Source organism: Colwellia sp. BRX10-4 (assembly GCF_014077465.1).
GTDB lineage: Bacteria > Pseudomonadota > Gammaproteobacteria > Enterobacterales > Alteromonadaceae > Colwellia_A.
The window spans coordinates 1-24,497 of record NZ_JACGVZ010000026.1 but is presented as its reverse complement, the minus strand read 5'-3'; the positions used below and the strand labels follow the sequence as shown (position 1 = coordinate 24,497).

At 36.8% G+C, this 24,497-nt stretch carries 24 protein-coding genes and 1 tRNA gene; 16 read left to right on the top strand and 9 right to left on the bottom strand.

All coding sequences use genetic code 11. The annotated features are described in order from the left end of the window. Positions 1-384 precede the first annotated feature (384 nt). The gene (locus H4J67_RS16675; protein WP_182204392.1) at positions 385-2,580 is read right to left on the bottom strand and encodes a penicillin acylase family protein; all 2,196 of its coding nucleotides are present in this window, start codon (positions 2,578-2,580) and stop codon (positions 385-387) included. A 728-nt stretch (positions 2,581-3,308) separates the two neighbouring features. Next, positions 3,309-4,475: a methyl-accepting chemotaxis protein gene (locus H4J67_RS16670; RefSeq protein WP_182171053.1), complete on the bottom strand. Its 1,167-nt coding sequence runs from the start codon at positions 4,473-4,475 to the stop codon at positions 3,309-3,311. Positions 4,476-5,155: 680 nt separating this feature from the next. On the opposite strand from H4J67_RS16670, the gene can reads away from it, so the two are divergent. The 5 genes from can (at position 5,156) to H4J67_RS16645 (ending at position 9,510) form a co-directional block, all read left to right on the top strand. After that, positions 5,156-5,755, top strand: coding sequence for a carbonate dehydratase (gene can / locus H4J67_RS16665; protein WP_070376043.1), 600 nt, complete (start codon positions 5,156-5,158; stop codon positions 5,753-5,755). 3 nt (positions 5,756-5,758) lie between these two features. Then, entirely contained in the window at positions 5,759-6,565 is an 807-nt protein-coding gene (gene cobA, locus H4J67_RS16660) for a uroporphyrinogen-III C-methyltransferase (RefSeq protein WP_182171049.1), read from the top strand. A 138-nt stretch (positions 6,566-6,703) separates the two neighbouring features. Further along, positions 6,704-7,267 carry a PH domain-containing protein gene (locus tag H4J67_RS16655; RefSeq protein ID WP_259368649.1) on the top strand — a complete coding sequence of 188 codons (564 nt, stop codon included), beginning with the start codon at positions 6,704-6,706 and terminating at the stop codon, positions 7,265-7,267. Further along, positions 7,260-8,852: a PH domain-containing protein gene (locus tag H4J67_RS16650; RefSeq protein ID WP_259368648.1), complete on the top strand. Its 1,593-nt coding sequence runs from the start codon at positions 7,260-7,262 to the stop codon at positions 8,850-8,852. Before H4J67_RS16655 ends, H4J67_RS16650 begins: the two co-directional genes overlap by 8 nt. Before the next feature lie 7 nt (positions 8,853-8,859). Beyond that, positions 8,860-9,510 carry a sulfotransferase gene (locus tag H4J67_RS16645; protein WP_182171042.1) on the top strand — a complete coding sequence of 217 codons (651 nt, stop codon included), beginning with the start codon at positions 8,860-8,862 and terminating at the stop codon, positions 9,508-9,510. 51 nt (positions 9,511-9,561) lie between these two features. Here the strand turns inward: H4J67_RS16645 and H4J67_RS16640 are convergent, their stop codons facing one another. Further along, positions 9,562-9,933, bottom strand: coding sequence for a DUF2750 domain-containing protein (locus H4J67_RS16640; protein WP_182171039.1), 372 nt, complete (start codon positions 9,931-9,933; stop codon positions 9,562-9,564). Between the two features lie 139 nt (positions 9,934-10,072). On the opposite strand from H4J67_RS16640, the gene H4J67_RS16635 reads away from it, so the two are divergent. After that, positions 10,073-11,272, top strand: coding sequence for an HD-GYP domain-containing protein (locus H4J67_RS16635; protein ID WP_182171036.1), 1,200 nt, complete (start codon positions 10,073-10,075; stop codon positions 11,270-11,272). A gap of 321 nt (positions 11,273-11,593) precedes the next feature. On the opposite strand, the gene secF is transcribed toward H4J67_RS16635, so the two are convergent. From secF to queA, 5 genes are all read right to left on the bottom strand, one after another. Then, positions 11,594-12,541, bottom strand: coding sequence for a protein translocase subunit SecF (gene secF / locus H4J67_RS16630; RefSeq protein ID WP_182171033.1), 948 nt, complete (start codon positions 12,539-12,541; stop codon positions 11,594-11,596). 13 nt (positions 12,542-12,554) lie between these two features. Further along, a complete protein-coding gene (secD, locus tag H4J67_RS16625; RefSeq protein ID WP_182171030.1) occupies positions 12,555-14,402 on the bottom strand; it encodes a protein translocase subunit SecD in 1,848 nt (615 codons plus the stop codon). A gap of 96 nt (positions 14,403-14,498) precedes the next feature. Then, positions 14,499-14,834 (bottom strand): preprotein translocase subunit YajC, encoded by a 336-nt coding sequence (gene yajC / locus H4J67_RS16620; RefSeq protein WP_182171028.1) that lies wholly within the window; start codon positions 14,832-14,834, stop codon positions 14,499-14,501. Between the two features lie 58 nt (positions 14,835-14,892). After that, positions 14,893-16,008 carry a tRNA guanosine(34) transglycosylase Tgt gene (gene tgt / locus H4J67_RS16615; RefSeq protein ID WP_182171367.1) on the bottom strand — a complete coding sequence of 372 codons (1,116 nt, stop codon included), beginning with the start codon at positions 16,006-16,008 and terminating at the stop codon, positions 14,893-14,895. A gap of 126 nt (positions 16,009-16,134) precedes the next feature. Further along, entirely contained in the window at positions 16,135-17,187 is a 1,053-nt protein-coding gene (gene queA / locus H4J67_RS16610) for a tRNA preQ1(34) S-adenosylmethionine ribosyltransferase-isomerase QueA (RefSeq protein ID WP_182171025.1), read from the bottom strand. A gap of 238 nt (positions 17,188-17,425) precedes the next feature. Between queA and aceK the strand changes: the two genes are divergently transcribed. The 10 genes from aceK (at position 17,426) to rimI (ending at position 23,708) form a co-directional block, all read left to right on the top strand. Continuing rightward, the gene (gene aceK, locus H4J67_RS16605; RefSeq protein WP_182171022.1) at positions 17,426-19,159 is read left to right on the top strand and encodes a bifunctional isocitrate dehydrogenase kinase/phosphatase; all 1,734 of its coding nucleotides are present in this window, start codon (positions 17,426-17,428) and stop codon (positions 19,157-19,159) included. A gap of 152 nt (positions 19,160-19,311) precedes the next feature. Beyond that, positions 19,312-19,388, top strand: a tRNA-Trp gene (locus tag H4J67_RS16600). A 195-nt stretch (positions 19,389-19,583) separates the two neighbouring features. Then, the gene (locus H4J67_RS16595) at positions 19,584-19,856 is read left to right on the top strand and encodes a hypothetical protein (RefSeq protein ID WP_182171019.1); all 273 of its coding nucleotides are present in this window, start codon (positions 19,584-19,586) and stop codon (positions 19,854-19,856) included. A 174-nt stretch (positions 19,857-20,030) separates the two neighbouring features. Further along, positions 20,031-20,531, top strand: a complete 501-nt coding sequence (locus H4J67_RS16590) for a tetratricopeptide repeat protein (RefSeq protein ID WP_182171016.1) — start codon at positions 20,031-20,033, stop codon at positions 20,529-20,531. 12 nt (positions 20,532-20,543) lie between these two features. After that, positions 20,544-21,269, top strand: a complete 726-nt coding sequence (locus tag H4J67_RS16585) for a hypothetical protein (protein ID WP_182171013.1) — start codon at positions 20,544-20,546, stop codon at positions 21,267-21,269. 3 nt (positions 21,270-21,272) lie between these two features. Beyond that, complete coding sequence (locus tag H4J67_RS16580) at positions 21,273-21,500, top strand: PAS domain S-box protein (RefSeq protein WP_182204401.1); 228 nt, start codon at positions 21,273-21,275, stop codon at positions 21,498-21,500. Positions 21,501-21,519: 19 nt separating this feature from the next. After that, positions 21,520-22,299 carry a diguanylate cyclase domain-containing protein gene (locus H4J67_RS16575; protein ID WP_182171010.1) on the top strand — a complete coding sequence of 260 codons (780 nt, stop codon included), beginning with the start codon at positions 21,520-21,522 and terminating at the stop codon, positions 22,297-22,299. 2 nt (positions 22,300-22,301) lie between these two features. Further along, positions 22,302-22,754 (top strand): EAL domain-containing protein, encoded by a 453-nt coding sequence (locus H4J67_RS16570; protein ID WP_182171000.1) that lies wholly within the window; start codon positions 22,302-22,304, stop codon positions 22,752-22,754. A 152-nt stretch (positions 22,755-22,906) separates the two neighbouring features. Continuing rightward, on the top strand, positions 22,907-23,257 hold the full coding sequence (locus H4J67_RS16565) for a DNA polymerase III subunit psi (RefSeq protein ID WP_182170998.1): 351 nt from the start codon (positions 22,907-22,909) through the stop codon (positions 23,255-23,257). A 1-nt stretch (position 23,258) separates the two neighbouring features. Further along, on the top strand, positions 23,259-23,708 hold the full coding sequence (rimI, locus tag H4J67_RS16560; protein ID WP_182204388.1) for a ribosomal protein S18-alanine N-acetyltransferase: 450 nt from the start codon (positions 23,259-23,261) through the stop codon (positions 23,706-23,708). Between the two features lie 180 nt (positions 23,709-23,888). On the opposite strand, the gene H4J67_RS16555 is transcribed toward rimI, so the two are convergent. Continuing rightward, positions 23,889-24,479, bottom strand: a complete 591-nt coding sequence (locus H4J67_RS16555; protein ID WP_182204400.1) for a NapC/NirT family cytochrome c — start codon at positions 24,477-24,479, stop codon at positions 23,889-23,891. Positions 24,480-24,497 lie beyond the last annotated feature (18 nt).

The window sequence follows — 24,497 nt, the reverse complement described above, 5'->3', positions numbered from 1 at the left end:
TCAGCACCCAGATAGCAGTTCAGCCATGTTGATACCAACTCCGTCATGCTGATACCAACTCCGTCATGCTGAATTTATTTCAGTATCAGCATGACGATATCACGACCGATTGATCCCTTCAGATCACATTTACCACAAAGCCGGCCTATCTTAATTTATTTTAATAAGTAGTCCGCTTAGCCACCATTGCTGCCAGTCACAAGATTAAAAATGATGGTTGCATTTTCAGTGATAAATGACGTTTTACAGATTGTTTTTATCACCATCCGCAACCAATAAAAAATGTATATCACACTGTATTCTTACTCGACGTTTTTATTCATCAAATGTGGCGAGTCATTCAAAGTTTTGCCTCATGTTTTGAATTTAAGTGTTTCAATATAGTTATTTATTAACCTTTTTTCTAGTTCCAGGGCGATAATATTCCTCAGTATTCGCTTTAATGTCAGTGTCATAATAATAAACGTCACGTAAAACACCATCGGAATAATCAGCTACTTGATCAGCAAAATGTGGCGAATTTACATCACCACTCTGCCCACCTGCCGTTATGGCTTTTGCCGTTATTTTTTTACCAAAATTAACAACTGCGACAAATGAGTTACCGCGTGTACCATAGTTTTTCTTTGAGTCATTAAAGGTACGCTGACCATAAGCCGCTAAACTTCCCCAACGCGCAGAAGTAAATGCCACAGGAGCACTAGGTTTGTTATCATCAAACGGCTGTACAATGTCTCCTGTTATTCGTTGAAAGCGATTAATTTCCCCCCACGCCATATCCCATTGACCAAAATCAGCGGTCAATTTAGCAAGACCTGCACGTAAAGCATCTAGCTTCTCAGTTGCTGAGGTTTTATTCTCCATATATTCATAAATATTTATTTTATTAGCACGAGCAGGTTCTGAAGACATTCGCATTAACTCACGTCCCCAATAAATTGCTACAGACGTTTCGACACTATCAACAGCATAGCGTAAGTCCCATGCTTGTAATTTCTTCATGGCAGCGGCTAAATCAACTTTATCCTCAGCTTTAGCATTGTCATAAGCTTTCACTAAGCTCGGAATTAATGGTTCGAAAGCGGTTAAATAACTATCGTAAGCAGCAGCTATTAGGCTATCAAGGGTAAAATCCTTACTGTTTTCTAAAACGCGAAGGGCATGTAGACCTCGAGGGTTCTCAGTATAAGTAGACATATATGATGGATAATCTGCTTTTTTAGGACTTTGTGCCCCACTCATAGAGAATGGCCAGTTATTCGTATTTTGTAGCCAACCAACACTAGGGTTAAACTGATTTATTGATTCATCAACGCTGTGAATTCCTTGCCACTCTGTCGCTGAGGTACTGCCATCTAAAGGCTTAGTCCAATCAAACGTAGGATCTCGTTTAGGGATGAAATTACCATGGAAAAAGCCAATATTACCATCAGCATCAGCATAAACCGTATTATTCGATGAGTTAGTATGGTATTCCATGTTTTTCTTATAGCTTGCTAAACCATCTGTTTTAGTACGCTCGTAAGATTGTATCAGCGCCTTCATTGGCTCTTCCATAATAGCCATAGCCACCCATTTATCACCTTCGGCCCGTACAATAGGACCATGATGGGAATGATAAGCAGTGACTTGCTTGGTTGCCATGCCCTCTTCTCCATTCGCTAGAAAGGTTTTGTAAGGTATACTGATAACAGATGTCGCCATTTTGAGCCACTTATCATCATAAAAATAATAAACCCCGTCGTCACGCTCTTCTACAGTTTCTAAATATTCATCAATAAAATCAGAGCCTGTCGAGGTATGCATCCAACCATTTCTTTCATTAAAGCCCTGATAAACAAAAAATTGCCCCCAAGTAACAGCACCATAGGCATTCAGACCCTCGTCACTTTTCATATGCAATTCTGCACGAAAGTAAAATGAAGTATGAGGGTTAATAAGTAACATTGCATTACCCGAGGCTGTATTTTTAGGACCAATAGCAAAACCATTGGAGCCTTGCGGTTCTTTGGTTAAGTCGAGCTTTTCATCAGGAATATTGATTATTTTATCGCCATAGAAGTTTTCTAAGCGGTTAAGGCGCGCGCGTTCAATGTCACCACCAATACTGCCTTCAGAAAAAGTTAATGCCATCCAAGGTTCAAAACGTTTCAGTACTTTAGGTTTAACCTGTGGGTGGGTGTGCAAATAATAATTTAAACCATCAGCCCAAGCATTCATCAGTTTTTTTAACCATAACGGGCTTGTTTCATACATGGCTTTAATTTCATCAGGGCGAATAAATAATTTCATCCGTAAATCACGATAAATTTCCGACTCACCTTCTGCCTCAGCCAAACGTCCCATAGCGTTTAAAAAATTAATTTCTATACGATTAAAATCATCTTCCGCTTGCGCGTAGATCATTCCAAAGACAGCATCGGCATCTGTAGAGCCATAAATATGTGGTATTCCCCAGTTGTCTCGCGTGATAGTAACTTTATCAGCAGTTGCTTGCCAAAGTTCTACTTCTGTTGTTTCTTTTGGATTTTGAGAACAGGCTGAAATAAAAATAGTGACAGCGATTATAATTTTCTTCATGTGATACCTTAAAATAAAATGATTATTTCCAACGAAGATAAAAGTAAAATATATTGATCAAAACACCTAGGCAAACTGATTGCAAAAGGTCGAAAAGAGAATAGTTGAAATCAAAGTCAGCTTGCCACGCATATTGGTATACATCAACCTGAAAGATCTAAAATCAAAAATGATCCAACTAAATTTGATTCGATTGTTATCATGAAGTCTTAGCGTTAATTGGATCAGACTTACTACCGATGATTCAGGACTATAGGCTTTTAATCATCGGGGAAAATCACACACACCGTCTAGTTCATAGAGCTTGTAGAGACTATAGACTTAAAGTGGAGTTAGAAATTAATGAATTGCTAACTATAATGCATATAAAGTGATCATTAATATTGCTTGCTGAAGATCAGAGATTTTGACTGAAATGCAATTTCTAAAAAACAAGTTAATCTGTTTATCGCCTTTTAAAAGGCAACTGTTGAAAATGATGCCAATATCAAACATTATGCGACGTCTGTGCAGCTTCACTCGCATCGACATACACGAAAGTAATAATGCCATGGATTGCTAGGAATGGTCTTGCTGTGTAAACATCGTCACGCCTTTATGTCGATATGCAAGGATGTACTTAAGATATTTATGAAAAAATCATCACCGTTTATCCTGAACATAAAAAAGCCCATGTTTAAATGGGCTTATGATAAAACGTTACTCTCGGTGCTTTTACATGCTACTTTCTAAACACAAATCCTATTTAAGGTCGTAGCAACATCAACAGATACCTTTTGCTGTTGCTCTGCATGCTGGGCAACAGAACTTAAGCCATTAGTGATATCTCGACTCAAAGAGGCAACTTCAGCCATATTGGTATTAACCGCTGCAGTTGATTGCTGTTGCTGTTCAGTGCCACTAGCAATTTGAGAGGTTAAGGCATTCACCTCTTTAAAGACTCGACCTATTTGCTCTAACGCTTCAACCACTTCGGCTGAATGTGTCAGACTGTCTTGCGTCAATGCTTGACCACGCGAAATCGCCGTTACAGCATTCGTTGATTTCTCTTGCAAACCTTCAACCATTGAATGAATTTCAACCGTTGCTTCTTGTGTTCTATGCGCAAGTGCTCTTACTTCATCGGCAACAACCGCGAAACCACGTCCTTGCTCACCCGCTCGCGCTGCTTCTATCGCTGCATTTAATGCGAGTAAGTTTGTTTGGTCGGCAATGCCACGAATAACATCCAGAACAGAACCGATATTAGAACACTCTGTTTGCAGTAGCGCTAAGTCTGTCGCCATTTCGGTCACTTCTTTAGAAAAAGCTTCAATGGTTTGCTGACTGGTATTTGAAGAAGTTGTCCCGTGCGATAAAATGTCAATAACTTGATTAGTCGTCTCACTTACCTGTGAAGCACTCTCAGAAAGTATACTAGACGTTGACGCGACTTCATCAATAGAGTGAGCCATAAGTTCTATTTGACGGGCAGAATCATCAACGGCTCTCACTGAATCTGTCATTTGTGTGGCCAATAAAAATGACCCCTCTTTTAACGATTCAGACTCGGTTCGCAACTCAGCAAGCACATCGGATAAATCTCCAATAAAAGCACTAAGCTCATTGGTGACTTGAGCGAGCTCATCATTACCATCATCGACTAATGGGCCAGGAGGCGCCTGCTTAGTACTCACAACAAGCGTTAAGTAATGAAGTAAGTTTGTTAATCGAGACGACAGCTGACTTTGAGTAAATATATAACCTGATATTAATTGGGCAATCACTAATAGAGATAATATACCGATAACAAACGGCTTACTTAACTCATCTGTAAATAGCAAAATAAATAATACAGCTAATAATCCAAAAACAGCAGTCGGTATAAGTAATTTCACGCTTAAGCGAGTAAACATAGAGTATCCATGATGTTAGTTTAAAAAAATAGCTGAGATTAAAGCTACTTGTCTTTATTTCCTTATAAATTACCTATTATTTAGCAGTTTTGCTAATAATATTTACTAATTTATGCCATTCAACAAAAATCAGCTGTTATTTTAATGATACTGAGTAACAATTGATTGTGGAACATTCAATGTTATCTGCCAACACTTATAATATTATGCTAAGTGTTGGCGGATAAATAAAAAGAGAAAGATAATAAAGTAGATTCATGACAATAAAGAGTTTGGCTAAAATCAAAGCCAAAATTTATTTTTATTGGGACATAAACCATTTAATTTTTCCTTTAAAACGACATGATTAAAAGTCTTAGCTATTTGCTTTGCTTAAATTCACTTAAATCGCCCTTTTTTAGCTAATAGATAAGTTGATTTCTTCTTAGTCAGGACACCAAACTCAGCTACTTTGGTTATTTTTCTTTTTCGTCCAACGGCTTTCGTTTTTGTATTACTAAAATTTTCGCTCACATAAGGTTGAGATGACTCTGCCTAGTTAAGTTTTCATAATATCGCCAGTTATGGCTAAGTGCCCAACTAAATGGATATACATCATAAATAATTGATATCACATTTATCTTTCACTTCTTGGTGTATTCTCATAAAATCAATGAATAGATTATTTAACAAGGCATTCCGTGACTTCAATTCAACATTTGTTCGACAATAATCAGCAGTGGGCTGAAAAGATAAAAAAAGCAGACCCCGATTTTTTTAAACGCTTGTCAGAACAACAAAAACCCGAATATTTATGGATAGGTTGCTCTGACTCAAGAGTACCAGCCAATGAATTGCTCGGTATGTCACCAGGTGAAGTGTTTGTTCATCGTAATATTGCTAATCAAGTTATCCATACCGATTTAAATTGCCTTTCTGTTATTCAATTTGCTGTAGAAAACCTAAAAGTTAAACATATAATAGTATGTGGTCACTATGGCTGTGGCGGTATTACAGCATCCATTGATAATAAGCGTCATGGGCTAATCGATAATTGGTTAGGCCATATTAAAGATGTTTATCGTTTTCACAAAGAGCGCCTTGATGCCGTTGAAGACCAGCAAACAAAGGTCAACTTACTTTGTGAACTCAATGTAATTGAGCAGGTAGCCAATGTTTGTCATACCACTACATTAGTCAGTGCCTGGAATGCCAATCAAGATGTCACCGTACACGGCTTTGTCTATAATATACACGACGGTATTTTGAAGAACTTAAACGTTTCTTCTAATGGTAAATAACCAATGACCCTAATGATGCCTGACTCACCAAACAGTAAACAACCTTTTGCTCGTGGCGAAGTCGCTTTAGTTGGCGCGGGTCCTGGCGATCCTGATTTACTCACCTTACAAGCTTTTCGTTTCATTAAACAAGCCGAAGTCGCCATTTATGACCGATTAGTAAGTGCTGAAATATTAGCGTTATTACCCGAAAATTGTCAGCGAATTTATGTCGGTAAAAAACAAGCAGAACACAGAGTCCCCCAAGACAAAATTAATCAGTTATTAGTTGATTATGCTAAACAAAACAAAAAAGTTTTACGCTTAAAAGGCGGCGATCCTTTTGTTTTTGGTCGAGGAGGTGAAGAAGCACAATATACCTTAAAAAATGGTATCGCTTGTCATATTGTACCAGGAATGACCGCGGCCTCTGCTTGCACTAGCTATGTAGGTATCCCTTTAACGCATAGACAAGTCGCACAAAGTTGCACATTTATTACTGGTAACGTCCAAGACAATGGTGAATTATCACTGCCATGGCACACGCTTAACGATAATAAACAAACCGTTGTCTTTTATATGGGGATCAAAAGCTTACCCATCATCAGTGATCAACTAATTAAGGCGGGTCGTAAGGCTTCAACACCCGCAGCATTGATTTATAAAGGAACAAATCCAGAACAACAAGTTTACCGAGGTACGTTAGTGGGATTGAACCACTTAGTTGAATTACATGATATAAAACCACCAACATTAGTCATTATTGGTGATGTTATTAACACCTTTGATGAGAAGCGCTTGATGAATTTAGGTTATTTATCACCAGAATAATACTAAACACCTAAAAAATCGTTTAAGAAAATCAAGCTCTGCACTGCGCCAATATTAATCATATTGTTCGGTTTATATTAAGAATTATAATAACAATTACCCACTCTTTTGATAATAAAAATAATAGGAATAGCGATTATGCAGGGCACTGAGAATATCCCAGGAACGGTTAACTTTTCAAACACAGATTTAACAAGTAACGATTTACCAAGATTAGACTCACTAAAATTTGAAATGTTATCGCCGCTTTATGCAAAAAGTAACCGCTATATCACCTTATTCATCACCCTGTTTATTATAAGTATTTTATTCATCGTTCAGCTACAACACTTTATTACCTTAACTACTGCAGTAAATAACTTTGTAAGTTATGTTATTTGGGTAATAGCACTGATTGGTTTTATGAGTACCCTTTACACTATAGTTGCCGATAAAAGAAAGTTTTACGCACTTCGCCAACAAGATCTTAGTTATCAAAGTGGCGTTATTTTCCTAAAAACTGTTAGTCAACCCATGCTACGTATTCAACATGTAGAGCTAAAGCGTGGTCCTATTGACCAAAAAATAGGTTTGGCTAAACTGCAAGTTTTCAGCGCTGGTGGTGCATTGCACACTTTTGAAATTCCAGGTTTACCGTTAGAGAAAGCAGAGAGTATTCGCCAATTTATTCTTGATCACAAAGATGTTAACCATCATGGATAAATCAACACCGACGCTAGAGAGCGATGGCGAAGTAACAATTCCCCCTCTTGGCTCGAAACAAAACACCAAAGACTGGCAGCGTATATCACCTATCGCTATTATTTATTTTTTAGCAAAATTTGTGATGGGATTTTTAAGTAATATCGTCGTTTTTTTACCCGCATTATATTTAGGTTACGATAATTTTATTGCACATCCCCATTTGTGGCTACCAATAGGTTTAGCCATACTCGCCATTATTATGATCTCGACCTTTTTAAGTTTCTACTTCTTTCAGTATCGATTATATCAGGATCATATTGAAATACGCTCTGGCGTAATTTCAAAGAAATACGTTAATTTACCCTTTGCTAAAATTCAAAACGTAAAACTAGAGCAGCCGTTGTATTATCGACTATTCGGTTTTACCTGTCTCCAGCTTGATACTGCAGGCTCCGCTATGCAAGAAGCTAAAGTCGTCGCTTTAAAAGTAGACTTTGCCGAGCAACTTAAAGTAGAAATTTTAGCTCAGCATAAAATAGCCCGTTCAACAGTCGCAGATGCAGAAACAGTTAATGACTTAGCATCAAAGGATCAAAACAACGAAACTATTTTAAACACACGCAGTATTACAGACCTTATTATTCATGGCTTAACTAACAACAGAATCTGGATTTTCCTTGGTGGCTTAGCACCATTTTTTGATGATTTTGGTCGCTATATTGTTGAATTTTTTAATGGCTTAGGTATCGACCTCGAAAAATTCTTAACGTTTGCTGATAAACCCATGTGCCAAGTTGGTTTATACGCACTAACCTTAACTTTTATTATTTTATTACCTTTTACCTTATTTTCTATCGCCGGTTCTATTATTACTTTTTACCAGTTCACCTTAAGTAAAGTCGACGATCGTTATATTCGCCGTAGTGGTCTGTTAACCAAGTATGAAGTGATCATGCGATTATCTCGCCTGCAAATGGTAGTTCGTCAACAAGATTGGCTTGATGTGATACTCAAACGAATTAACCTTAAATTTGAGCAAAGCAATAGTGCTTTAAATCAATATCAAGCGAGTGCAGAAAATAATCGTATTATTGTTCCATCAATTAATCCTAGCGAATGTTTGGCGTTGGTTAACAACGTATACCCAACTAATAAAATGATGACGGTTGATTATCAAAGCATTAGTAAACGCTTTCTGTTGCGTAATCTTGGCTATATCCTCACCCCAATATTTATTTCACTGTTAGTCTTTTTCATCACTGTTGATAAAACTAATTTATTAATGGCTATAATTCCTGGTTATTTATTTGTTGGTTTGTTAATTTTTATGCGTTGGTTTCGTTGGGGCTATGCTAAAGATGAAGATTTTATTTATATCCGTAAAGGTTATTTTGGCGTCGACTATTACTGTTTTCCTATTTTTAAAACTCAACAAGTTCAGTTTAAACAAAGTTGGTTTCAAAAACGCCACCAACTCAGTTCAATAAGAATAGTATTAGCGGCAGGCGCGCAAGATATTCCTTTTATCAAACAAGAGTTTGCCTACCAATTACTTGATAATGCACTTTACCAAGTAGAAAGTAGCCGCAAATCTTGGATGTAACTAAGATATGAACAGCACTAAAATATTCATTATCGGCTTACCTCGCACCGGCACCACCAGTATTTGTGCCGCTATGCTTGAACTCGGCTATACCGTCGCACACACAGCTTATACGCAAAAAACTTTTGATCATGCACAAGTCATCGCTGATACGCCCATTTTTGCTGATTTTAAACGTCTAGATACATTTTACCCTGACAGTAAATTTATCTATTTGTCCCGTGAGTCACAAAAATGGTTACCTTCGATTAAGCAATTACTACAACGAATGTATATTAATGTTACCCGAGATGATGGTGGCTTTAATACAATTATTAAACGCTGTTACCAAAGTACATTTTCACCATTTACCTTAGATAATATTGAAGATGATAATTTTTTATCATTATGCTACCAGCGGCATAAGAGTGAGGTTGGACAGTATTTTCTTGCTCGCCCAAAAGACTTACTCACTATAGATGTTAGCGAGTCAGACAGTTATCAGAAATTACTCAATTTTTTATCTTTAGCGCAAGGAAATGAATCGGCAAGCTTTGAGCAGCTCAATACGGGTGGCAAAGTGACCGCCTGGAAGGATTTAATCAATAAAAATAAAATAGCGTCTACCAAGAATGGTCGAATAAGTTTACTAACTTATTTAGATGTATCAGGCGAATAATAGCAGCACGTTGAGCTCTATAATGAAGTCAACATACTGCTTTTCTAAATGTTACAAAGCTTCAATTTCAGCGAGTGCTTGACTAAATTCGGCTAAATCTAACTCAACATATGTATTATCATTGGTATCACTAGTTTCTTCTTGCCAATTAATGCCAACGATAACACCGTCTTCACTAAGGTCTTCTAACCAAAATTCCAACCAGTCACTTAAGGTTATTTTAGTCGGAACATATTCCTGCCATTCATCAACACAATGCTTCTGAGCGAGTTCTTGGCTTGACCATAATGGCATAACTTCAGTGTTTTCAAAATTAATAGAATCAAGTACTACCCAATCTTCTGCTGATTTTTCTTGCAGAGCCCAGAACGATTGATTGTTTTTAACGTCGACTAAAAAGGTGCTTAAGATTGTTGAATTCATGATTATTGGTATCAATTAATTAATGAGCAGTCTTCAATTATCTCACACCATCTCATTTGCTAATATAACAATTTATTGTAAAAGTATAAAAAATAAGCAAGTATGAACGGATATGGAACAATAATAATAAAAATACTATATGACTGAAGAAGTTAGATTGAAGACGTTAAGCATTGATGAACTAGAAATTGGTATGTTCGTTACCACCGTAATGCTTAAACACAGTAAAACAAAAGTAAAAAACCAAGGCAGAGTTAATTCTCAAAGCACAATAATGTCTTTAAAAAAACAAGGCGTTACTCAAGTTATTATCAAACTTGAGTCTGATAAGGAACAAAATAAAAATTTAACAGCTAAAGAAGAGAAATTATCAACTGCAGAGTCAGTGACTTTACCTTGCTCATTAAATGAAGAATTTTCACGTTCGTGTGAAATCTATGATGATAGTAATAAAAAAATTCAGGATTTGTTCGACCAAGCGAAAAGTCAAAAAAGTCTATCACCGCAGGCAATCAGTTTGCTCGCCTCAGAGATAGCCAGCTCGGTTATTCGTAATCAATATGCCATAACTATTTTAACGCGTATTCGCCATCACTCTACCTATCAATGGGAGCATGCCACTAACTGCGCCATCTTAATATGCGGCTTTGCACTTTTCCTTGGCTTAAATAAAGAAACCGCTGAAAAAATGACATTGGGCGCTTTATTACATGATATTGGTGTTGCAAAAATACCCAAAGGCATCATTGAAAAACCAGATAAACTGACAGTTAATGAAATGGATATTGTTAAAAAACACCTTGCATGGGGACATCAGCTTTGTAAAAAAGATGGTTTTAATGATCCTATCATTATGGATATGTTGATTAATCACCATGAACGATTAGATGGTTCTGGCTACCCGAGGGGCTTAAAAAAAGAAAAACTTTCTAAACTTGCTCGTATTACAGCAATTATTGATGTTTATGACGCCGTAACAGGTGATAAAGCTTATAAAAAAAGTCAACAACCCATTAACGCGTTACGTTATTTATTAGCCGAAAAAGGCAAGTTTGATCAGCTACTTGTTCAACAGTTTATCAAGTATTTAGGTGTCCATCCGGTGGGCTCACTGGTTAAACTGTCTAATGATAAAATAGCCATTGTGGTTGAAGGTAACAGAGCTGAGCCGCTAAAACCTAAAGTAAAAACTTTTTATAGCTTAAAACTTCAAAATTATATTAATTCAAAAGATTGCGATCTTTCACTTGTCGCTATTACCATCGTTGGCTCGGCACGAGCTGAAGACCATAATATTAACATTGCTAAAGTGATACACGACATTGCCAATAAAGCCTAACGTACCTTAAATGTCCTTTTTTAGGCAAAAAAAAGCCGCGTAAGTTACGCGGCATAAAAACATTTGTAATGGAATAACAAAAGTTTGGTAAGAGCATCGCCCTTAAGAACTAGAGTAATTATACTAATAAATGATTTAATGTAAACACAGTACACTAATAAAATTCAGCATTAGCGCAACTTTATTACAAATATCATCTTAATAGTCATTAATAAGTCCTTTTTAAACGGGGGTATCAGATAATCTTTTTGATAAGACAATAAAAAGCCGAATAAGGATACTCGGCTTTTAGTTAACAACTTTTATTGTCAGCTTGATGCGTTAAGGCGTCATCTCTTCTTGATCTGCGCCTTCTTTATCAATTACTTCTGGTATTAAGTCTTCTTTAGAAATACCAAAAGCGAGTGCAACAGAGCTTGCTACATAAATAGATGAATAAGTACCAACAAAGACTCCAAACAATAACGCGGTTGCAAAACCATGAATAAGCTCACCACCTCTAAAAAACAGTGCAGCTAATACTAATAACGTGGTTATTGACGTTATAAAAGTACGACTTAAGGTTTGTGTTAACGAAATATTGATAATATCTGCTGGCCCGCCTTCACGTAATTTACGAAAGTTTTCACGAATACGGTCAGACACAACAATCGTATCATTGAGTGAGTAACCTATAACCGCCAATATCGCTGCAAGTACCGTCAAGTCAAACTCAAGTTTTAATACCGAGAACAAACCCAGTGTTAACAATACATCATGAAATAAAGCAAACACCGAACCTAAAGCGAAACGCCATTCAAAGCGGAATGCTACGTAAACGAGAATACAAATTAGCGCAGTTAACATAGCTAAGCCGCCCTGCTCTGCTAATTCATCGCCGACGCTGCCACCCACAAATTCAATACGGCGCATTTCCATGGTTTGACCTGTACCTTCTTGTAAGGCACTAAGTACTTCATTACCGAGCATTTCAACGTTTAAACCTTCGCGTTCGGCTAAACGAATAACCACATCACGGCTAGTACCATATAACTGCACTACCGCATCTGGATAGCCATTACTGTCCATTACCGCACGAATTTTGTTTAAATCAGCCGCTTTTTCAAAACCCACTTCAATTAATGTTCCACCCGTAAAATCTAGGCCAAAGTTTAATTTATTGGTCATTAAAGAAAATACAGAAGCAAGCATCAATATAACACTAAACATCAATGCTCCCTTGCGGTAACTCATAAAGGCGACAGTTTCTTTTAATTGTAAAATTTGCATAAATATCTTCGCCCTATATTGAAAGTTTGTCGAGACGTTTTCCGCCCCAAACAGCATTAACTACGGTTCGTGTACCCACAACCGCTGTAAACATTGAGGTAAGAATACCAATAGATAAGGTAATCGCAAAACCCTTAATCGGACCTGTACCAATAGCATACAAAATAAGTGCCGCAATAAGCGTGGTAATATTGGCATCAATAATGGTTGAAAATGCTGCCTCATATCCTTGATGAATAGATTGTTGAATCGACTTACCTTCACGTATTTCTTCTCGTATACGTTCGAATATAAGTACGTTTGCATCTACTGCCATACCAACTGTTAGAACAATACCAGCCATACCGGGTAACGTTAACGTTGCCCCAGGAATTAACGACATAATCCCAACAATTAAGATTAAGTTAGCACCAAGCGCTAGATTTGCTACCACACCAAAAGCACGGTAATAAATAATCATAAAAATAAACACTAAGCCAAAGCCCATTAAAATAGCTTCAAAACCAAGCCTAACATTTTCAGCACCTAATGTAGGGCCAACCGTTCGCTCTTCAACAATTTGAATCGGTGCTACAAGCGCTCCGGCACGTAATAATAAGGCTAAATTATGTGCTTCACTTTGGCTACCCGCACCTGTAATGCGGAAGGTTTTACCTAAACGTGCTTGAATAGTTGCTACTGAGATAACTTCTTCTATTTTTTCAAAAATAGTATTCCCTTCAGCATCTTTACGGTCAGTGGGTTTATATTCAATAAATACGGTCGCCATTGGCTTACCAATATTGCTTTTAGTCCCATTGGACATTTTTCCACCGCCGGCAGAATCAAGCGAAATATTGACTTGTGGGCGGCTATATTCGTCAAAGCTTGAGCCTGCATCAACAATATGATCACCAGTTAGCATGACACGTTTTTTCAATAAAACAGGTTTGCCGTCACGTTCATATAATAACTTAGAGCTCGCTGGCACTCTGCCATTGAGTGCCGCACTTAAATCGCCATCAGTATCAACGAGTCTAAATTCGATAGTTGCCGTCGCATTTAAAATTTCTTTTGCTTTAGCTGTATCTTGCACACCGGGTAATTCAATGATGATGTGTTTTTTACCTTGGCGTTGCACAAGCGGCTCAGAGACACCCAATTCATTAACACGATTACGAATAATGGTAATGTTTTGTTGCAAGGCATATTCGCGAACTTCTTTAATTTTTTCATCGGTCATTTTTGCAGACAAGGTTAAATTATCTGCATTTTCTGACATTAAAAAGTCACGGTAGCGTTTCTTCAAAAAGTCATGGGCTGTAGTTAAGTCTTCTGCATTACGAAACTGAACATTAATGGAATCATTCGATTTTTTGACACTACGGTAACGAATTTTTTCGCCACGTAAATCGGTACGAAAATCATCAACTAGGGCGTCTTGCGCTTTAACTATCGCTTCACTCATGTTCACTTCCATTAAAAAGCTAACACCACCACTTAAATCTAAACCTAACTTCATCGGTGTACCACCAACACTTGCTAACCATGCAGGTGTTGCCGGCGTAAGATTTAACGCCACCGAAAATTTATCGCCTAAACTTTCCTCAAGCAAATCACGGGCACGAAGTTGTTGCTCGGTATCACTAAAACGGACAAGTAATTGGCCATTTTCAAGCACAATACTTGAGAATGAAATATTATCTGCAGTCAAATCGCTCTTTACGCTATCAAGCGTTGTAGCATTGGCTTCAACGCCACGTAAACCTGAAACCTGCACAGCAGGGTCTTCAGGGTATAAATTAGGTAAAGCATATAAAGCACCAAAAGCGACTATAAATAGCACCATCAGTGTTTTCCATAAGGGGTATTTGTTTAGCACAAGTTCATCCTTTTTATTAACGTTCTTTTAAATCGTTGCAGGTTAGTCACAATGGTCAACTTGTTTAGCAAGTAACTAACCTACCACGACTTACAATTACAATGACTTCATTGTGCCTTTAGGTAATACCGCATTGATTGCTGCTTTTTGAAGAACAACTTCAGTACCTTCAGCAACACTTACTACGATATAATCTTTTTCGTCTGAAACTTTCACAATTTTACCGACGATGCCGCCTTGTGTTAAAACTTCATCACCTTTTGATAATGCTGACATTAGGCCTTTATGCTCTTTTACACGCTTAGCTTGTGGGCGGTAAATCATAAAGTAAAAAACTAAACCAAAAACGGCTAGCATGATCAACATTGATGTGCCATCGGCACCTGCTGGTGCGCCGGTTGCTGCGTGTGCTTCACTGATAAATAAACTCATAATTTCCTCTGATTTTTATTGTTAATAAATGGATAATTCTTTTAATTTGTGTAAATAGCTATTTTAGTTCTGGAACGGGTAATCCGCGTAACGCATAAAACTCACTCACGAAGTCGTCTAACTTACCTTGCTCTATAGCCGCACGCAATCCTTTCATAACACGTTGATAAAAATGTAAGTTATGTAAGGTATTTAATTGTGAGCCTAGAATTTCATTACACTTATCTAAATGATGCAAATAAGCGCGTGAATAATTTTTACAGGTATAACAGTCACATTCGCTGTCTAATGGCCCTGTATCTGTTTTGTGGCTAGCATTACGAATTTTAATAACGCCGTTAGTCACAAATAGATGACCATTTCGGGCATTACGTGTTGGCATAACACAATCAAACATATCAATACCACGACGCACACCTTCAACCAAGTCCTCAGGCTTTCCAACACCCATAAGATATCGGGGTTTATTCTCAGGGATCAAGGGGGTGGTGTGATCAAGAATGCGGATCATATCTTCTTTGGGTTCACCTACCGATAAACCACCGATCGCATAACCATCAAACTCGATGTCTTTTAGACCTTTAACAGAAACTTCACGTAAGTCTTCATACATGCCGCCTTGTACAATGCCAAACAAAGCTGATTGATTATCGCCATGAGCAACTTTAGAACGCTGTGCCCAGCGTAGTGATAATTCCATCGAACTTTTTGATTCTTCATGTGATGCAGGATATGGCGTACACTCATCAAAAATCATCACAACATCGGCATCTAAACTGCGCTGAACTTCCATTGAACGTTCAGGAGTTAGCATTATTTTATCACCGTTAATAGGAGAACTAAACTTAACCCCTTCTTCGGTAATCTTACGCATTTTACCTAAACTGAACACCTGAAAACCACCAGAGTCAGTAAGAATTGGCTTTTGCCAATTAATAAAATTATGTAAACCGCCAAACTGTTCAACAATTTCAGTACCAGGACGTAACATAAGGTGAAAAGTGTTGCCTAGAATAATTTCAGCACCTGTTGCCTCAACATCTTCCATTTTCATACCTTTAACCGTGCCATAAGTCCCTACTGGCATAAACGCTGGCGTTTCTACTGTGCCACGATCAAACGTTAAACGGCCTCGACGTGCTTTACCGTCAGTATTGATTAATTGGTACTTCATCTTGCTTTTTACTGGTTTAGTCACTGGTGCTACTGTTTTATCTGTCATATAGACTTTCTCCAAACCCTCTAGCGAAACAGGCTAGCGGTTGTTTATTATAAATTATTAAACGCTTTATACATCATCTTAAATATTGTAATCTTTTTTCGTTAAAAACATCGCATCGCCATAACTGAAAAAACGATATTTTTCATGCACTGCATGTTGATACGCAGACATCATGTGTTCGTAACCCGAGAAAGCGCTAACGAGCATTAACAGGGTTGACTCTGATAAATGAAAATTAGTGATTAAGGCATCAATTACTTGAAATTCATATCCTGGGGTAATAAAGATATCCGTGTCACCATAAAAAGCGCTAAGCGGTAATGCTTTATCTTTAGCCACCTTAGCAGCACTTTCTATCGAACGTACCGAAGTTGTACCAACAGCGATAACACGACCGCCATTCGCTTTTGTCAGGGCTATCTGTTGAACAACCTCGTCAGATACTTCAACATACTCAGCATGCATAATGTGGTCGGCTATTTCATCGACTTTTACTGGCTGAAAAGTACCTGCGCCAACGTGTAAGGTAATAAAAGCGAGATCAACACCCTTAGCTTTTATTTTTTCTAATAAATTTTCATCAAAATGTAAACCTGCGGTAGGTGCAGCAACCGCACCAGGTTTTTCATTATAAACAGTTTGATATCTTTCACGATCGCTGTCTTCATCAGGACGGTCGATGTAAGGAGGTAATGGCATATGGCCAATTTCTTCAAGCACGGATAAAACTGATTGATCACCCTGTATTTCTAATTCAAATAAAGCACTATGTCGACCAAGCATAGTCGCAGAGACTTTGCCTTCTAAAATAAGTTTGTTACCGACTTTCGGTGACTTACTGGCACGAATATGAGCAAGAAAACGTTTTTCGTCGAGGATCCTTTCAACCAAAACTTCAATTTTCCCCCCACTTTCTTTTTGTCCAAACATACGCGCTGGTATTACGCGGGTATTATTAAAGATAAGTAGATCACCAGCATTAAGTTGTTCAATAATATCGGTAAATCCAAGATCAAGGATTTTACCACTATTACCGTTAACAGACATTAAACGACTTGAGGTACGATCCGCTTTCGGATATCGAGCAATAAGTTCTTCGGGTAAATCAAAAAAAAAGTCAGCTACGCGCATGTAAATACCAATTAGAATATCTATTTTAAGAGAATAAAAAACGCGTAATTTTAGTGTTCAGCGCCAACAATAGCAAGTAATAACGCCGATACGGTGGCAATAAAGGGTCAAGAGACCTTAAATATAAAACAGCTTAGTATTTACCTTGTTTATAATCATCATATTGGAAACTTTATCTCCCCTTTTTGACAATTTACCGTATGCTGAGATTATCGATAAATTTATAGTTGAAAATATCATGAACAATATTTCTTTTGCTCTCGCTAAAACCATCCTTAATGGCTTTGAGCGACATATCTATCTTTTTAGTGAAATTACTCAATCCGCAAAAAAACGCTTTGAGCTCTGCCAATGGCAAGCGGTTCAAGATGCAGCAAAAAGTAGAACAGACTTTTATGATAAACGTGTTGAAGAAACACTTGAGACCATTAAAAAAGATTTTTTTGTCTCAAATCTTGACGAACTTTTATGGCAAAACGTTAAGGTAAGTTACGTCGATTTATTAAAAGAACACCATCAACCAGAGCTAGCAGAGAGCTTTTATAACTCTATCTTTTGTCATTTATTTGAACGTAAGTACTACCACAATGCTTTTATTTTTGTAAAAAGTACCGTTGAAAAAATAGAAAACATTGCCAATCCTATTATATACACGCGCTATTTGCCAAGTGAGTTAGGCCTAGAACAAACTATTGCGGCTATTATGAATAATGCCAACTTCAACATTCCCTTTGTTAACTTAGAAAGAGACATGAAAAGTCTTATAAAGTCTTTTCGCGTTCAAGCTCATAAAACACGATATAAACTTAGCGAATTGAAGTTCGATATTCTTGATTTTATATTCTATCGTAACAAAGGGGCTTATATTATTGGTCGAGTTATTTCTCCTGGCGGTGAAACCCCCTTTATTGTCCCTATTGTTAATAATGAAAAAGAAGGAAAAGCAGCAGGATTATACATAGATGCGTTATTAACCGAAGGGGCAAATATGGCGGTGGTTTTCGGTTTTGCCCGCGCTTACTTTTTTGTCGACTGTCAGCATCCCTTTGCTTTAGTGCAATTTTTAAAACGCTTAATTCCTCATAAAACCTTAGCCGATTTATATTCAGCCATTGGTTTTCATAAACAAGGGAAAACACAGTTTTATCGTGATTTTCTTAATCACCTCGACGCAAGTGATGACAAGTTTGAATTAGCTGCAGGTATTAAAGGTATGGTGATGTCAGTATTTACCTTACCCTCTTACCCTTATGTTTTTAAAATTATAAAAGATAAATTTGCCCCGAGTAAGACCATGACTAAGCAAGAAGTTAAAGGGAAATATCGCTTAGTTAAATTACATGACCGAGTTGGCCGAATGGCTGACACCATGGAATACTCTGAAGTTGCTTTTCCCAAAGACCGTTTTAGTGAAGAATTATTAACAGAGCTGCTCAATGTTGCTCAATCTATTATTCGTTTTGAAGATGAATTAATTATCATCAAACATTTATATATTGAGCGTCGTATGACACCGCTCAATTTATATTTAGCTAAAGCAAGTGATGAGGAAATTGAAGAAGCAATGTATGGCTATGGCAGCGCGATCAAACAGTTAATTGCTGCCGATATTTTCCCTGGCGACATGTTACTCAAAAACTTCGGCGTAACCCGACATGGACGAGTCATATTTTACGATTATGATGAAATAACCTATATGGATGAAGTTAACTTTAGGGTGAAACCAGAAGCGATTACCGAGGAACAAATTTACGCTGCAGAACCTTGGTACTCGGTAGCACCTGGCGACATGTTTCCAGAAGAAATTGCGACTTTTGCGTTGGCAAATACTAAATACCGCAATGCTTTTTTATTACATCATGCAGATTTGTTAGAAGCCAGTTTTTGGCAACAATGCCAAAAAAGTGTGGCTACGGGTAAATTTGAAGATGTATTCCCCTACCCAGAGGCACTTCGTTTTTGTAATAATTAATAGTGTATCTGTGATTGTTTGCTTTACCTGATAACAATTGATTTTAAAACAAACGCAATGTTGTTATTTTAAGCAAACAGTCATTTATTTCATTTTTTTTGACTTTAGCGCTTTACCTTTGCTATTGCTTGCGTATAATTCGAATCCGTTGCAGGGGTGTAGTTCCAATTGGTAGAACAGCGGTCTCCAAAACCGACGGTTGGGAGTTCGAATCTCTCCACCCCTGCCAATTCTTTTCTTAGCTATTTCTAGCTATGATAAAAAATCTATCTTTATAAATCACCGAAAACTTAATAGTAACTCAGTTCTCTCAAAATAAGAGCAGTCATTATACTTATTAAAGTATAATTTATTTTTAGGTGAAGAAATAAAAATATAACCTATAATATATTTATTACTTCTAATAATATCTGACTGGAATAATTTGACACTTTTTAGTACTGTGCCCCAAATAAAATCACCCTATTTATTATTTTTTTCTTTATATTTCATAATATTTAGCACTGTTGCAACAGCGCTAACCAGCGAAGTAAATTTAGACACCGATTATCAGTCTAACCGTAATAATACGTCGATTTCATTTCAAGAAAAAGAAAGTAGCTACACTAAACTGCTTGAGCAACTAACGCCGTTTAAAAACAAGCGCTTTGAAGCACTAATTATTAATCAGTTGCATTACAATGCTATTTTTCAATGAGATACTATTAATGCTCAAAGATGGTTAGACCGCTATAAAAAAACCTTAATCAAATTATTTCAAAAAAATCCTTATTAGCATTAAATCTTCTATTAAAAAAATCAGCTGCTTGAGTTACAAAATGATCAACAACATCTGCCAGCATTAAAGATTTCCTTGCTGTTATTTAATCAGATGAACAACCTAATAATAAAAAGAAATAACAGTCTTTTAAATGATGATGCCCACCTGACCAACTTAGATGTTGCTGAAATTAATAATTTAACCGGTATTTCGTATTTCTCAATTGGCGACTATGACCAAGCACAACAGTATTTTATTACTAGTTTGCGTTTATATGAAGACTTGCAGGCTTTACAGGGTTTCGCAGCGGCGCTTAATAATTTATCGCTAATTAGCTGGGCACAAAAAGATTTTCATGCGGCCTTAAAATATTTAGAGAGACCTATAGATATATCACAACAACTTAACGACAGTGTGCTATATATCATTAACATTTCAAATCAAGGTATCTATTATACTGATCTTAAACAGTTTGAGAATACAATCGTATCTTATAAAAAAGTGATTAATCACCCTGACAGTAAATATTTTCCTAAAGAGACATTAGGTGCCATTATTGGTCTCGCCGATGCCTACATTACAATTAATGAATTAACATTAGCAAAAAAGTAATTAGAAGAAGCGTTGCAATTAACTGCAGCAACCAAGAATAAAAAATCACAAATTAGTGCGGAAGGCTTTATTGGCGATATCTATCTACTGCAGGGAGAGCCTCTTCGAGCTTTAGCTATTTATAATCGCGCATTACTTTACTATCAAGAGACCAAACTTCAGCAACTTGAACCAGAGACCTATAAACGCATCAGCAAAGCTTATCAAGCGCAGAAAAAGTGGCAACAAGTCCTTAATTTTTATGAAAAACATACCCTATTCATTAATAAACTTAATGGCGAAGCACAGCAAAAATCAATCAGGGTTCTACAAAATCAATATAGAGCAGAAGTAAAACAGAAAAAAATCAACTTATTACAAGCTGAAAATCAATTACAAACATTAGAGTTACAGTCAGCAATAAGTCAGAGTATTGTGACGATTGTAATTAGTCTATTTTCCTTAGTCATTTTATTACTTACGGTAAATCGTCATTATATACGAAAAGAAAAAGTACGTTTAACACGTCATAATAATGAAATTAGAGCCAATGAAGAACAGTTGGCGTTATTGTCTATTGCTTTTAGGAATACGGCTGATGCGGTATGGATAAGCAATAAAGACTTCGAAATTGAAGTAGTAAAGAATGCTTACGTGACACATACCCACAAGCATAAATCTGAAGTAATAGGTCAAAAGGTAGTTTTTGCAGAAATAAATGGCCAGCCTACTGATTTATCTGAAAAATTACGCGCTTAGGCTATAGTACATGGTAGTTGGTTAGGGGAGCTTTTTGATCAAAAATCTACCGGTGAAATTTATAGTTTAGAATTAGAGATTGAAGTGATATCAAACGATAATAATGAAATCATCCATTATCTTGGTGTTTTTAGAGACATTACTGAAAAAGTAAAAATACAACAGCAATTGAGTAAGCTTGCTACCCACGATGATTTAACCAAATGGCCTAATAGAACCCCTACTGCATGAATTGATTGTCCAATCTTCTTTGAACTCTCAGCGCTCTCAAAAATCACCAACCGTATTATTACTTGATGTAAATAGTTTCAAAAAAATTAATGATACTTATGGTCATAGTGCCGGTGATGAAGTTATCTGTGAAATTGCCCATCGTTTAAGTGCGGTATTATACCCAAAAGACGTTATTGCACGTATTAATGGTGCTGAATTTTGTATTTTAGTTGAGCTTTCTGACCCTAATTATGGCGCTATCGCTGTTGCACGGAAAATACTGTCTTGTTTTGACACTGCATATGCCTTTGATGACCACCAGTTGACTGTTACCGCAAGCATTGGCATTACACGATACCCTGAAGATGCTGATGTTCCTCAAGAGCTATTAAGAAAAGCAGCGTTAGCAATCTTTGATATAAAAGCTCAAAAAAAGAATAATTATCAATTTTTTGAACAGCGCATGAACAGTGAAGTTGCAGAACAATTAGCGCAAGAACAAAGGCTACTCACAGCAATAAAAGATGAGACCTTTGAATTTTATTATCAACCCTTTGTTGATACTAAGTCTGGCTTAATTTCGGGTGCAGAGGCCTTAATTCTCTGGGTTGAAGCGGACGGTAATATTATTTACCCTGACAGTTTTATTCCTTTTTCTGAAAAGCTTGGTCTAATAGATCAACTGGATGAAATCGCAATAAATAAGGTCTTCGCTCAAGTTGCTTTATGGCAAAAACAAGCGTTATACTTTGGACCTATTGCCATTAATTTATCAGCAAAAATTTTTCTGACTCAGCAGCCCTTATTGCACTTTTAAAAGTGAAACTAAACCAATATGGCATCCCTCCCGCCAGGATAAAAATTGAAATTACTGAAGGTATGTTACTGGATAAAATAGATATCGCTATTTTAACTATGCAACAACTTAAGGCACTTGGCTTTAAGCTTTCATTAGATGATTTTGGTACAGGTTTTTCTTCTTTAAATTACTTAAAACAATTTCCTTTCGACATTCTCAAGATTGACCGTTCGTTTATTATGGGAATGCATGAGTCTTCAATTGATCAAAGTATTGTTCACTCTATTATTAACTTGGCTAATAATTTAAATTTAAGTGTTATCGCAGAAGGGGTGGAATTAAGTGAACATTTAGCGTTTCTCCAACAATTAAACTATCAGGAGTATCAGGAGTATCAAGGTTATTATTTCAGTAAAGCCATTAGTTTTAAAGAGTTAGAACAACTAGTCATGACTCAAATTAAAACGCTATAAAGTACAGTGGCTTTATCTTTAAATTTGCGATTAATTCAGAATCAGAGAATTAATACACCGTCTATATTAACGGGTATATTTGGTATTAAGTGAAAATTCTGTCATTATGTGCTTCTTACTTACGCTATGCTTTATCGCCTTAATTTATGACCATGACTAAAAGACAGTTTTCGCACTTGCAGGCTATGGGTATTGAACTTTGGCAGTTAAAGAACAGTGATAAAACGAACGATAGCGACCACCCTCTTTATCTAGACATTGAACTTGCTACATTAGTTGATACTCATATATTTACCGACATCCTGCACTCTTTAGGTTGCTCCATTGGTGAAGTAAGTTGCAATAATAACGCCTTATCGATAGGTTTATTAACTTGGCAATTTAGTGAACAGACTGATATATCACTCACAAAGCATCACTTGGTTACCCCGTCGATTAACGTTTTGAAAAATTCTCCGCTATTAAAACAAACACTTTGGCAAAAACTACAAGAAATTCAATGATATGACTTTTAGCTACCATAAAATATTAAACAACGACGTAGACTTATTAATCCCTATAGAGAATGCTTGTCACTCTCACCCATGGAGTGAAAAAACCTTTAACGGCTGTATTGGCGCGCGCTATTATGGTCATTACTTACAAGTGGACAATGAGTTAGTGGGTTTTTATATTGGCGAGCATGTCGCTGGTGAAGCAACGTTAATGGATGTTTGTGTATTACCTACACTGCAGGGCAAAGGTTATGGTAAAGCATTACTAGAACACTTTTTTATGCAATCAAAAAAACTAAACAATACCGTTATTTGGTTAGAAGTTCGGGCAAAAAACATCAGTGCTCAAATGATGTATATCAATAATGGCTTTATTGAAACTGGCAGAAGAACAGGTTACTACCCAAGTGCCTCTGGTTTCGGTTATGAAGACGCTATCGTCATGAAGAAAGTGCTCTAATATCTAATAAAACAGGCATAAATAAGTTTTCAATTAATAGAGTTCAGTAAAAATCTGCTGCAATAATTAGAGCAATAAGAGTTAAAACTATCATACACGAAACAAAATAAAGCCTCTTTAATCATGACAATTAAAGAGGCTTTTACATATCACGGATTCACGAACAAGCGTTTGAGCTATTCACAGAAAGTCAGTAAACCACCAGTTTTCAACACCTTTCATGTCTGGTAATTCATGGGCGATATACTTATGACAATCTATAAAGGTTTTTTCGCCAGAAGCCAGCGCACTTGAATGCATTTTAACACTGCGATTACCTTGTCCTGAAAAGTCCATGTACTCAAAATCATGGCAGTTACGACATTCCAGTGAATCATTCTCTTTCATCCGTTTCCATTCACGTTCAGCCAATTCGCGGCGATGATCTTGAAACTTTTCTCTCGTGTCGATCAAGCCAGTAAGCATGCCCCAAACTTCTTTACTCGCCGCAATTTTACGAACAATTTTATGTGTCCATTTTTTGGGAACATGACAGTCTGGACAAGTAGCACGAACGCCCGAACGATTAGAGTAATGGATAGTTTCTTTGTATTCTTCATAAACATTATTTTCCATTTCATGACAACTAATGCAGAACTCTTCGGTATTGGTCACTTCAAGCGCGGTATTAAATCCCCCCCAAAAGATAACTCCGCCAGCAAAGCCAATAGCTAAAATAAACCATAAGGCGGCACTGCTTGGCGACTTTAAATACGAAAGTAAGCTTTTTATTTTTGATTTTTGATTTTT

What these genes read in the sequence shown, in the direction of transcription:
- H4J67_RS16675 (WP_182204392.1), bottom strand. Translation starts at nt 2,580, where the DNA reads ATGAAGAAAATTATAATCGCTGTCACTATTTTTATTTCAGCCTGTTCT.
- H4J67_RS16670 (WP_182171053.1), bottom strand. Translation starts at nt 4,475, where the DNA reads ATGTTTACTCGCTTAAGCGTGAAATTACTTATACCGACTGCTGTTTTT.
- cobA (WP_182171049.1), top strand. Translation starts at nt 5,759, where the DNA reads ATGACCCTAATGATGCCTGACTCACCAAACAGTAAACAACCTTTTGCT.
- H4J67_RS16655 (WP_259368649.1), top strand. Translation starts at nt 6,704, where the DNA reads ATGCAGGGCACTGAGAATATCCCAGGAACGGTTAACTTTTCAAACACA.
- H4J67_RS16650 (WP_259368648.1), top strand. Translation starts at nt 7,260, where the DNA reads ATGGATAAATCAACACCGACGCTAGAGAGCGATGGCGAAGTAACAATT.
- H4J67_RS16645 (WP_182171042.1), top strand. Translation starts at nt 8,860, where the DNA reads ATGAACAGCACTAAAATATTCATTATCGGCTTACCTCGCACCGGCACC.
- H4J67_RS16640 (WP_182171039.1), bottom strand. Translation starts at nt 9,933, where the DNA reads ATGAATTCAACAATCTTAAGCACCTTTTTAGTCGACGTTAAAAACAAT.
- H4J67_RS16635 (WP_182171036.1), top strand. Translation starts at nt 10,073, where the DNA reads ATGACTGAAGAAGTTAGATTGAAGACGTTAAGCATTGATGAACTAGAA.
- secF (WP_182171033.1), bottom strand. Translation starts at nt 12,541, where the DNA reads ATGCAAATTTTACAATTAAAAGAAACTGTCGCCTTTATGAGTTACCGC.
- yajC (WP_182171028.1), bottom strand. Translation starts at nt 14,834, where the DNA reads ATGAGTTTATTTATCAGTGAAGCACACGCAGCAACCGGCGCACCAGCA.
- tgt (WP_182171367.1), bottom strand. Translation starts at nt 16,008, where the DNA reads ATGAAGTACCAATTAATCAATACTGACGGTAAAGCACGTCGAGGCCGT.
- queA (WP_182171025.1), bottom strand. Translation starts at nt 17,187, where the DNA reads ATGCGCGTAGCTGACTTTTTTTTTGATTTACCCGAAGAACTTATTGCT.
- aceK (WP_182171022.1), top strand. Translation starts at nt 17,426, where the DNA reads ATGAACAATATTTCTTTTGCTCTCGCTAAAACCATCCTTAATGGCTTT.
- H4J67_RS16590 (WP_182171016.1), top strand. Translation starts at nt 20,031, where the DNA reads ATGAACAACCTAATAATAAAAAGAAATAACAGTCTTTTAAATGATGAT.
- H4J67_RS16565 (WP_182170998.1), top strand. Translation starts at nt 22,907, where the DNA reads ATGACTAAAAGACAGTTTTCGCACTTGCAGGCTATGGGTATTGAACTT.
- rimI (WP_182204388.1), top strand. Translation starts at nt 23,259, where the DNA reads ATGACTTTTAGCTACCATAAAATATTAAACAACGACGTAGACTTATTA.